General features: G+C 69.5%; 9 protein-coding genes and 1 pseudogene. 2 read left to right on the top strand and 8 right to left on the bottom strand.

The annotated features are described in order from the left end of the window. Nucleotides 1–144: 144 nt before the first annotated feature. Both VQ045_RS16480 and VQ045_RS16475 read left to right on the top strand, forming a co-directional pair. A complete protein-coding gene (locus tag VQ045_RS16480; protein ID WP_331830881.1) occupies nucleotides 145–477 on the top strand; it encodes a hypothetical protein in 333 nt (110 codons plus the stop codon). 35 nt (nucleotides 478–512) lie between these two features. After that, nucleotides 513–1,214, top strand: a complete 702-nt coding sequence (locus tag VQ045_RS16475; protein ID WP_331830880.1) for a haloacid dehalogenase type II — start codon at nucleotides 513–515, stop codon at nucleotides 1,212–1,214. Between the two features lie 33 nt (nucleotides 1,215–1,247). On the opposite strand, the gene VQ045_RS16470 is transcribed toward VQ045_RS16475, so the two are convergent. The 8 genes and pseudogenes from VQ045_RS16470 to asnB form a co-directional block, all read right to left on the bottom strand. After that, nucleotides 1,248–2,492 (bottom strand): bis-aminopropyl spermidine synthase family protein, encoded by a 1,245-nt coding sequence (locus tag VQ045_RS16470; protein ID WP_331830879.1) that lies wholly within the window; start codon nucleotides 2,490–2,492, stop codon nucleotides 1,248–1,250. Beyond that, entirely contained in the window at nucleotides 2,489–3,550 is a 1,062-nt protein-coding gene (locus tag VQ045_RS16465; protein WP_331830878.1) for a PIG-L family deacetylase, read from the bottom strand. Before VQ045_RS16465 ends, VQ045_RS16470 begins: the two co-directional genes overlap by 4 nt. Further along, nucleotides 3,547–4,404, bottom strand: a complete 858-nt coding sequence (locus VQ045_RS16460; protein ID WP_331830877.1) for a hypothetical protein — start codon at nucleotides 4,402–4,404, stop codon at nucleotides 3,547–3,549. Before VQ045_RS16460 ends, VQ045_RS16465 begins: the two co-directional genes overlap by 4 nt. Before the next feature lie 31 nt (nucleotides 4,405–4,435). Beyond that, nucleotides 4,436–4,999, bottom strand: a pseudogene (locus tag VQ045_RS22045) (AMP-binding protein); the annotation flags it as partial. A gap of 5 nt (nucleotides 5,000–5,004) precedes the next feature. Next, nucleotides 5,005–6,225 carry a DegT/DnrJ/EryC1/StrS family aminotransferase gene (locus VQ045_RS16455; protein ID WP_331830876.1) on the bottom strand — a complete coding sequence of 407 codons (1,221 nt, stop codon included), beginning with the start codon at nucleotides 6,223–6,225 and terminating at the stop codon, nucleotides 5,005–5,007. A 50-nt stretch (nucleotides 6,226–6,275) separates the two neighbouring features. Continuing rightward, on the bottom strand, nucleotides 6,276–7,127 hold the full coding sequence (locus tag VQ045_RS16450) for an ROK family protein (RefSeq protein WP_331830875.1): 852 nt from the start codon (nucleotides 7,125–7,127) through the stop codon (nucleotides 6,276–6,278). Then, nucleotides 7,124–8,188 carry a Gfo/Idh/MocA family protein gene (locus VQ045_RS16445; RefSeq protein WP_331830874.1) on the bottom strand — a complete coding sequence of 355 codons (1,065 nt, stop codon included), beginning with the start codon at nucleotides 8,186–8,188 and terminating at the stop codon, nucleotides 7,124–7,126. The genes VQ045_RS16450 and VQ045_RS16445 overlap by 4 nt, the downstream gene beginning before the upstream one ends. Continuing rightward, nucleotides 8,185–9,939: an asparagine synthase (glutamine-hydrolyzing) gene (asnB, locus tag VQ045_RS16440; RefSeq protein ID WP_331830873.1), complete on the bottom strand. Its 1,755-nt coding sequence runs from the start codon at nucleotides 9,937–9,939 to the stop codon at nucleotides 8,185–8,187. The genes VQ045_RS16445 and asnB overlap by 4 nt, the downstream gene beginning before the upstream one ends. Nucleotides 9,940–9,944 lie beyond the last annotated feature (5 nt).

Raw genomic sequence — 9,944 nt, 5'->3', positions numbered from 1 at the left:
TTTCCCGCGGTTTGCTTTCGTCCACATCGCTTCCATGCCCTCGTCGAATCAAATCAACAGCATGGAATCACAAACGATTCATATCATTCAACTTCTTTGTGGACCGACACTTACAGATCGCTGCCCGGATGGGTGCAAATCTGGGTGGGAGTCTGGCTGGCCCCGATCAACATGGTCAGCCTGTTTTTCCTGAGCGAGCCGATGGGCGTTTGGATCGCGCTCTTGGCCAATATCGCGATGCTGCTCAATCTGCCGGTGATCCTTTACGACCGCGGCTTTTCCAAATTGATGGCGTTGCCGCATCTCATTCCGTGGACCTTGCTGATCCTGCTTCTGATCTTTGCCCGGCCCCAGGCGGTGGGTGTTTATGATGCGTATCTGTGGGTCCTGCTCGCGACCAATGTGGTGTCGCTGGTGTTCGACTATCCGGATGCGATCAAATGGCTGAAGGGTGACCGGAAAGCGGCCGGACGGTAGCCGCCTTGCGCCCGTCAAATTGAAAGGAAAACCCCATGCGCGACGACAACCCCGCTTCGATCGTCGTCTTCGACGTGAACGAGACGCTTCTCGACATCACCACGCTCGAGCCGCTGTTTGCACGCGTGTTCGGAGACGGTGCCGTGATGCGGGAGTGGTTCGCGCAGCTGATCCTCTATTCGCAGACGATGACGCTGTCCGGCCTCTACACGCCGTTCGGCGCGCTGGGGGTCGGGACATTGCAGATGATCGGGACGACCCGGGGTGTCACGATTGCGGACGGGGACGTCGACGAGTTGAAGGAACGGATGGCCGCGATGCCCGCGCATGCGGATGCGGTTCCGGCGCTGAGCCGACTCCGCGATGCAGGCTTCCGTCTGGTGACCCTGACGAATTCGGCAAGCGGGGCTTCTCCCACGCCGCTCGAACGTGCCGGGCTTGGAGAATTCTTCGAACGCTCCTTTAGCGTCGAGGCGGTTCGCAAATTCAAGCCGGCACCCGAAACATATCGTTTGGTAGCAGAGAACATGGACGTGGAGACCTCGGACCTTTGCCTCGTCGCCTGTCATCTGTGGGATACGATCGGCGCCCAGGCGGCTGGCTGCCGGGGGGCACTGATTACCCGTCCCCACAACGCTATTCTGCCTGCCGCCGAGGTGCCGACCCCTGATCTTGCCGCATCAGACCTGACAATCCTCGCCGAACAGATCGTCCAGCGCTGGCAAGTATCCCGATAGCGCCTCTCGGAAGCCAGCCACGCTCGCACCAACCTACCCGCCGCGGCCCTTCTTGCCGCCGCGCTGGCGTTCGAAGGTGTGGACGCCGCATTGCGGGCAGCCGGCCTCTTTCAGTGCCTCGATGGTGGTGACGGCCTGATCGGCGCCGACCGGCACCAGCGCGGCGCAGGCCTTGCAGCGATAGCGGCGCAGGCGCGGGCGGATTTCGCCGGTATAGATCGCGCCGTCGAAGCGCCGGCCGGCGATCGGCGAAGCGGTCCGGCTGGTGGTCGACAACTCGATCAGCTGCCCGACCGAGCCGAGGATCGACGCGCCGCCATAGCGGTTGAAGGACGGGCGCATGCGAAGCACCGCCAGCCCCAGCTCGGTCAGCCGTGCCTGCAGATCGAGCCGGTCGTCGGGGGAAAGATCGGCATAGGATAAAAACACCGGCAGGCCGGGGCCGACCGCCAGCGCCTCGATGCCGCGCGCGACGAACAACGCCATGCCGGGCAGCGTATAGGGTGGGTCGGTCGCCATCACGTCGAAGCCGCCTTGCAGCGCCTCCGGCATCGGGTCGCGCATGTCGTGGACGATCCGCTCGAAGGCGAAATCGACGCGTGCCGCGCCGTGCTCCAGATGGGCAAGGCGCTCGGGGTCGATCTCCAGCACGGTCAGCCGGCGGGGCGGAGCGGACACAGTGCCGGCGACGAGGCCGATGGCGATCGACAGGGAATCGTCGTCGCCGAGAAGCACAATGTGCCGGCCGGCGAGCGCGCCCGCCTGAAGCATGGCGAAAGCGCGCCGGAGCGCCGTCTCGGCGGTGCAGGGGGCCTGGTCGAGGGTGACGTCGACCTTCGGCCCGTCGGCGAGATGGGTTTCCATCGCCGGCAGCAGCGGCGCGAGGACGGGATCGAGCGTGTCGCCGGCATCGTCCGCCGGGCGGGCGCGCGGGGGCCGGGCCGGACTGCCGGGCGCGGCGGGTTCGGGTTGCGGCGCTTCGAGGCCGAGTTCGTCGCGGGCGAAGGCGCGGCCCGTCGCGGACAGGGCGACGCCCTGGCCGCGCTCCAGAAGCTTCAGGGTTTCCAGCTCGCGGCGGATGGCGCTGACCACGGGCAGCGGCATTCGCACCAGCCGCGCCAGATCGCGCAGCGCCAGCGGGCCGTCGCTTGCTACGATCCGTAGGACCGTCGCGATGCCCTCGCGGCCTTCGCGCAAGCTCGTCGCCTTGGCGACATCGGCGAGGACGTCGGCGGCGGGCGGTGAGGGATCGGCGCGGGGGTGATCGTCAGCGGTCATGGGGCCATAGAGCCGAGCGCGGCGTTTCTGTCCATCGTTGCGACGTGTCTCCCTGTGCCGCAATGGCGGAAAACCCGCTCCGCCGCGCCGTTTTCGCCCGCGATGAGAACCGCGTGCCGGCCGCACAGCGCGATCTGCGGACCGCGCAGCCGGGTCCGGAAAACCCGCAGCGCCGAGAGCTTGGCGGCGAGGGCCGGCGCGCCGATCACTTGGAGCGCCGGGGCAAAGCCGGCGGGCGCGGCCGGGCCGGGCATGTTCGCCGCCGCATAGGGCAGATCCTCGTAGAATTGCACGCCGGCCGGATCGAGCGCGCCGTCGGTGAGGAGGTCCCCCATGGCGAGCCGGACGAGGAGATGGTCGAGATGGCCGCCGATGCCGGCCGGGGCGAACAGCCGGACATCGCCCGTCGCCGGCTCCGGCGAAACGAGGTCCAGAATGCGCGCCGCGAGATCGACGATCTCCCGGCGGAACCGCGCCTCAGCCCGGACGCTTGCCTCCGTCCAGCCGAGCGTGCGGGCGAGTGGCAGGCGGTGGCGGTCTTGCGCGCCGGGGAGGCCGCAATCGCGGCTTTCATAGCCGAGGATGCGCCCGGCTAGCCGGTCCTCGTCCCTGGCGAGCGCGGCAAGCGCGGCGGCCGGCGCCCGCAGCCCGCTCTGATAGGCCTGGTCGGAGAAGATGTTGCAGACGATGCGGCGCCGTCCGTCGCTGCGCTCGTATGCGAGCGTGCCGCCGAGCGATAGCGCCGCGTCGTCCACATGCGGTGACAGGATGAGATCAACCCCGGCGCTGCAATCCGCTTCGACCGGTGGCGGCAGCACGATGGCGAGGCCGCTTCGGACGAGACCGGCAAGGGTGCGCTCCGCGCCGGCCTCTGTGTCGGGCAGCGCGTCGAGCGGTGTTTCGACCGCGAGCTTCGCGGCGAATGCCGTCCTGTCGGGATTTAGCCGCACGATCCGGCCCCCGACGGTCCGCACGCCGTCGGGGGCCGGCGAAAAATGCGGCAGCAGCAGCGCCGTCGCGCCGGGCGGGCTCGGCGCCGCGGCGTCGGTGCCGGTCATTTGATCCCGGCCGGTACGGGGTCATCCGGCAAGCGGGCGTTCGGCTGGCGGTGCTCGGCGGACGGGCAAGCGATCCGCCTCGCCTTGCCCGAGACCACCGCCGCTGCGAGCGCCGCGCGGTCCGGCTTGCCGGCGGCGGTGCGGGGAAAGCGCTTGAGCGTCGCGATCGCTTGCGGCATCGCCCCGCCCCGCTCGGCGACCGCCGCCGCTAGCCGGCCGGGCGCGATCCCGTTGCCCTCGCAAACCAGGGCCAGATAGTCGCGGTCGGGCGCCGAGGGGGCCTGGAGAACGAGGGCGACCGCGTCGCTGACCCCCGACACGACCCGGGCAGCGCTGATCAGGCAATCGGCCTCGATCGTTTGGCCATTGACCTTCAACCGGGCGTCGCGCCGGCCGAGCAGGCGGATCGTCCCGTCCGGCAGGCGGCGGGCGTTGTCGCCGCTCCGCCAGATGGAAAGCGGCCGCTCCGTGTTGGCGAGGACCGCGTGGCCGAGGTCGAGGACGAGTTCGGCAGTCTCGCCGCCGGACGGGCTGAGGATACGAACGTCGTCGAAAGGCCGGCCGATGACGCCTTCGGGCAGCGCCGCCGGGTCTCCGAATGTCGCGCCGGTTTCGCTGCAGCCGTAATTGCGGCCGAGCGGGCAGCCGAACATCGCCGCGAAATTCGCCGACAGGGCATCGGAGACGGGGCCGGCCCCGGCAATCGCCAGCCGCAACGCGGGAGCGGCTGGCACGTCGCTCCGGCGGGCGGCCGCGACGAGTAGTCGCGCCATCGGGGCGGTGAGGATGACGACAGCGTAGCAACCGGCGAGGAGCGCGCGCCAGCCGGCGGGCGTTGAACACCGACGGAACACGGATGATCGCACCCGACGCGACGAGCCCCAGCAGAGCGCCGAAGCCGAAGGAATGGCCGATCGGCGCGGCGACGAGCGCGCGTTCGCCCGCCTGGAATCCGTAGCGGGCGCGGTAGCGCGCCGCCTCGTCAAGGAGGCTCGCGACGCTGCGCGGCGCAAGCTTCGGCGCGCCGGTCGACCCCGACGTCAGATGGATAATCGCGAGCGAGTCGGCGCCCTCGGGGCGGACGCGTGCTGAGTCGTGTTCGCCACGCCGCATCGGTCGCTCTACGTCCCAGCGCCAGCCGATCTCGTTCGTCAATGCGGCGCTCGCCGCGCTTGCGCCAGTGGGCGCGACCAGTGGGATGGCGCCGACATCCCAGAGGCCGATGATTTTCGATAAGAGCGGCAGTCCGGTGTCTTCGGCGAGGAGCACCGTGGCGCCGGGTTCCAGCCGATGCCCGCGCGTTTCGCCCGCCGCGAATGCCGCCGCCGTCGCGTGTGCCGCCGCTGCCTGAAAGCTGGCGAAGCCGACGACCGCGCCGTCACTCTCCTCAAAACGGGTCTCGCTGAAAGCGTCCGACAATTCCGTGAAGCCGACCTCGGGGCGACCCATCGGGGTTACGCCGGAATGGCGGACCGGGCGGACCGGGCGCCTGCCGGTGCTACGGTTCCGAGCGAGGCGAGTGCCGCCGCGATGTCGGCGAGCAACGCTTCGCCGCCGAGCAACAGCGTGTGCGAGAAGCAGATGACCGATTTGGCCGCCGCGTCGGCGACCGGTGTCGGCAAGGCGGCATAGTCGGGCGGCGCGCCGGTAACGCCGGCAAGCCTGCGAAGCGCGCCGGGCGCGAACATTTCAGTCCGGTGTACCGGCGGAAAACAGCGAAACGCCGGAATTCCCATCGCCCGCAATTCGGCTGACAGCGCGCCCGCGTCGCGGCCGCCGAAATCGGCCGGGTCGAACCAGGCCAGCACCATGTAGCGGCCGTGCCGCTCGACATAGGGGCGCGTCGCCAGCGGTCGTAAACCCGCCTCGGCGAGCTGCGTCTCGAAGAACGGCGCCATCAGGTCGCGCCGCGCCATTTCGTCCGGCAGGCGGCGAAGCTGGCCGAGGAGCAGGGCGGTCTGAAACTCGGTCAGGCGCATGTTGGTGGCCGGCATCATATGCCGATAGTCCGTGTCGCCCTTCGGCCGGCCGCAGGAATGCAGCGCGAAGCTCTCGGCCGCGATGTCGGCGCGATTGGTGACCAGCGCGCCGCCTTCGCCGCAGGTCATCAGCTTGCCGGACTGGAAGCTGACGATCGCCGCGTCGCCGATCGCGCCGAGCGCCTGACCGAAGGCGCGGGCGCCATGGGCATGGGCGGCGTCCTCGACGACCGACAGGCCGTGGCGGCGGGCGATCGCCATGATCTCGAGCATTTCCGCCGCCTGACCGGCCATATGCACCGGCACGATGGCGCGGGTGCGCGGCCCGATCGCCGCTTCGATCAGCGCCACGTCGATATTGAGCGTGTCCTTCTCGACGTCGACGGGAATTGGCCAGGCGCCGAGTCTGAGGACCGCTGAGGCCGTGGCGATGAAGGTCGTGGCCGGCACGATGACCTCGTCGCCGGCGCCGATCCCGAGGGCGGCGAACGCCAGTTCCAGCGCCGCCGTGCCGTGGGAGACTGCGCGGACGTGGCGTATATCGAGAAACTCGGCGAAAGCCGTTTCGAAACGGTCGCCGACATCGCCATTGCCGCGCCACCAGCGCCGCGACCGGAGCACATCGATCAGCGCGGCTTCGTCCGCTTCGTCGAAGCGGGGCCAGGAAGGAATGCGGGAGGCGAAATCGGCGTGCATCGATACCTCGAATGTAACTTTAAGTAGTATTATGGAGGTAGCTGCGCGCGTCAAGCGAGTGATCGAAATGCCGCGCGGGCGGCGCCGATGAGCGCGGCATCGACGCCGTGTGGATGCCGGACCGGTGGCGGCAATCCGCCGCTGGTGGTGAACCGTTTGGCGCAGAGATCGAACAAGGGCGACAGGCCGAGGCCGCCGCAAATGGTGAGCCTGTGTGGATCGAACACCCGGGCGAGGATCGCCAATGCCTCGGCGACAGCATCGGCCGCGCGGTCCAGAACCGGATCGCGGATCGATGCTGGAAGCGCGAAGATGTCGAAGGCTTCCGCATCCGACTTGCCCAGCATGCGGCGCAAGGCCCGGCCGGACGCCGCGGCCTGCAGGCAGCCGACCTCGCCGCAGGCGCAGACGAGACCGCTGGCGGCGGGAACCTTGATATGCCCGACCGCCATCGCCGCGCCGCTTCGGCCGGTCAGGAGGCGGCTGTCGACAACCGCGCCACCGCCGATCCCGGTGCCGATCGCGATGGCGACCGTGGTCTCGCGCGCCGTGTCCGGCGTGCCCATCGGATGCGCGGCGAGGGCGGCGGCCGCCGCGTCGTCGAGGATGCGAATGTCGATTCGGCCCAGAAGATCGGGGGGAAGGATCGCCTCGCCCTCATAAGCTGGACGGTTCGGCCAGCGGACCACCCGACCCGCCGCGTCGCAATGGGGCGCCGCCGCGACGGCGACGCGCTCCGGCCGCCCGGCCGCTTCCCATGCGTCGGCGATCGTGCGGGCACAGTCCGTCGCCCGAGGCGGTGTCGGGATCGTGCCGATCCGACGGCGGATATCGTCCTTCGGGCCGACCAGCGCCGCCCGCAAAAACGTCCCGCCAAGGTCGACGGCGAGGAGTGCGCTCATCGAAGCGCCGTTTCGATCGCATCGCCGAGTCTGGCTGCAAAGGCGAGGTCTGGTTCCTCTCGCCATCCGGCGGCGGCGCGGTAGTGAAATACGTCGAGCATTGCCACGAAACCCTCCACATGAAGAGCCGGCCCGGGCGTGAAATCGTCGATCTCCGGCCCCTTGCCGCGTCGCCGCAGGGTGACGCGCTGATGCGGGGTCCGGCGCTCGGTCGAGAAACCGAACAGGCCGTGGAGCCGGCAGGCGCCGTCGTCGCCGATTGCGTCGAGCCGAACCACGTCGCCCGGCGTGTCGTCGAGCCAGCGAACCGAGAGATGAACGACGCAGTCTGCAACGCGCAACTCCGCCTCGAACCGGGCGGCGACGCCGGTGGCGCTTGGCATGACCTCTAGCGCTGTCCCGTCGTACCACGCCGCGGGCGCGGTGTGTCCCGTACGGGATTGGCGCGCGAAACGAATGTCCAGCCCGTCGGTACGCCAGCCAAGCGCGGCGCCGGCCAGATCGACAAGGTGTGAGCCGAGATCGGCGAAGACGCCGGTCCAGCCGGGCGAGTCCGCTAGGTGCCAGGCGGTCGCCGGAACGCCGCGATGGCGATGCCAGGTTAGATCGAGCCGCCGGAGCGGGCCGATTGTTGCTGCGCCCTCCAGCCAACGGCGGACGTCGGGGCGGTGACGGCAGGCGACTCCGGCGGCGAGCGCCGCCCCGCCGCGACGGCCGGCGGCTGTCAGGCGCGCCCGCTCGGCGGTGCCACGCAGCACCGGCTTTTCGACCAGGCAGGCGAGGCCGGCCGAGAGAAACGCTTCCGTGTCGTCGACATGGCAAGGGTTCGGCGAAGCGACGACGATGGCCTCGACCGGCGCCGCCAACAGATCCTCGCGCGTCGACACCACCATGGCCTCGGGAAACAGGTCTTGGGCCGTCGCTCGCGCCGCCGGGGCGGGCTCGAGGACGACCGCGACGACGATCCGACCGCCAAGGGCTTCCAGGGCCGGCCGGTAGCAGTTGCGAACCACCCAGCCGGCGCCGCAGAAACCCATTCGAAGAGGAGCAGGCGGGCTCACGGGGCCGCCCGCGCTGCTTCGGGCCGCCCCGCCATCTCCGCCATGACCTCCTGGATGTCGGACAGTTCGCCCTTGGCGAAGACCTGACGGCGAAACATCTCGAACAGTACAAAATCCGATTTATCGTCGAAGAGACCGCCGAATTCGGAGGATTGGAGAGCGCGATCGGGGATGGCGCGCTCACACAGTCCGCGAAACCGGGTGAGGTGACCGCGTGCGGCCTCCGGCATCATCAGCTTCGGCCGTGTGACGATGGCGCGGGCGCGCTCGCCGTAGCGGTGGGCCGCGAAGCGGCGCAGGATCGCCTTGCCGGACGCGCCCGGCGGGCCAACGACCACCGAGGGCGGCAGGGCTTCCAGCAGTTGCCCGAGATCGTCATCGAGATAGGGAACCCGCATTTCGACCGAGGCGGCCATGGAGAGTCGGTCGACCGGCTGCAGATGGCCGCGCTCCAGCGGATCGGCGCGATCGTGGGCAAGAAGGGCATCGCGCAGGCCGCTGCTGTTTTCCGCCGCACGCAGCGCCTCGATCCGGGTGAACACGCCTTCGCGCGGCGTCAGCTCGGCCCGGCGCACGCGCCGCAACGCCGTCTCGATGGCAGCGAGCGATCGTTCCGGTGTCCGATAAGCCGCATAACCCCCCATGAGTTCGTCGGCGCCCTCGCCATTCAGGCAGCAGCGGGCGGTCAGGCCGATCCGATGGCAAAGCAGCGCGAAGAGCGGCCCGGCGGCGAGATCGGGTTGTTCCACGGCGCGGAGCGTCGCCGGGATCGCCGCCAGAAACGCGTCGAACGACACAGCGAGGAATTCATGCTCGGCGCCGAGCGATCGGGCAAGCCTTTCGGCGGCGACCGCATCCGGATGATCCGCATTCTCGGCAACGGTGAAGGTCCGTGGCGGGCGACCGGCCTGCTCCGCCACGACCAGTGCCAGCACGGCCGAGTCCAGTCCGCCGGACAGGCTGACGACGATCTCCGTGTCGGCGACGCAATGCCGGCGAACCGCCGCGATCAGAGCGGCTTCGAAGCGTTCGTCCGCTTGCGCTTCCCTTACCCTTGCCGCCGGGGTTGCCGTGGCGGCCCGTGCCGAACCGGCAAAGGTCCGCTGCGGTCCGGTGCGGACGCGGTCCTGCCAGGTCACCGCCATCATGTGACCCGGACGCAGTTCGGTGATGGTCTCGAAGAAGGTGGCGCCGTCGACCGGCGTTCCGAGGACAGCGAAATCAGCAAGGGTTGTCAGGTCGAGGCTTGGCGGCTGCGGCAGGACGACGGCGATCGCTTTCGCCTCGGAGGCGAAGAGGAAGCTGTCGTTGCGCGCGTCGCAATGGAAGGCGAGTGGTTTGATGCCGTGTCGGTCGCGAAGCAGCAGCAGGCGATCGGGAAATCTCACGGCGATCGCGAACATGCCGGTGAGCCGATCCGCCGCGGCCTCGCCCCAGGCGACGAAGGCGGCGAGCACGACTTCCGTGTCGCAACGGCCGCGGAAGCGATGGCCGCGCCGGCTCAGCTCCTCGCGGAGTTCGGCCGCGTTGGTGATTTCGCCGTTGAAGACGACGGCGGTGCCGCTTTCGGGGTCCCGCATCGGCTGCGCGCCATGTTCGGCATCGACGATGGCCAAGCGCGCGGCACCGATCGCGACCCTCCCGTGCACGAATTGGCGGCACGCGTCGGGGCCGCGATGGCGCATCGCCGCCAGCAGTTCACGGCAGTCCGGCGCGTCGGCGAAGGAGATGCACCCCGCGATCGCGCACATGCCGG

The sequence above is a fragment of the Aurantimonas sp. E1-2-R+4 genome, assembly GCF_036549515.1.
GTDB lineage: Bacteria > Pseudomonadota > Alphaproteobacteria > Rhizobiales > Rhizobiaceae > Aurantimonas > Aurantimonas coralicida_A.
The sequence above is the reverse complement of the archived record's forward strand: the minus strand, read 5'-3'. Positions and strand labels throughout refer to the sequence as shown.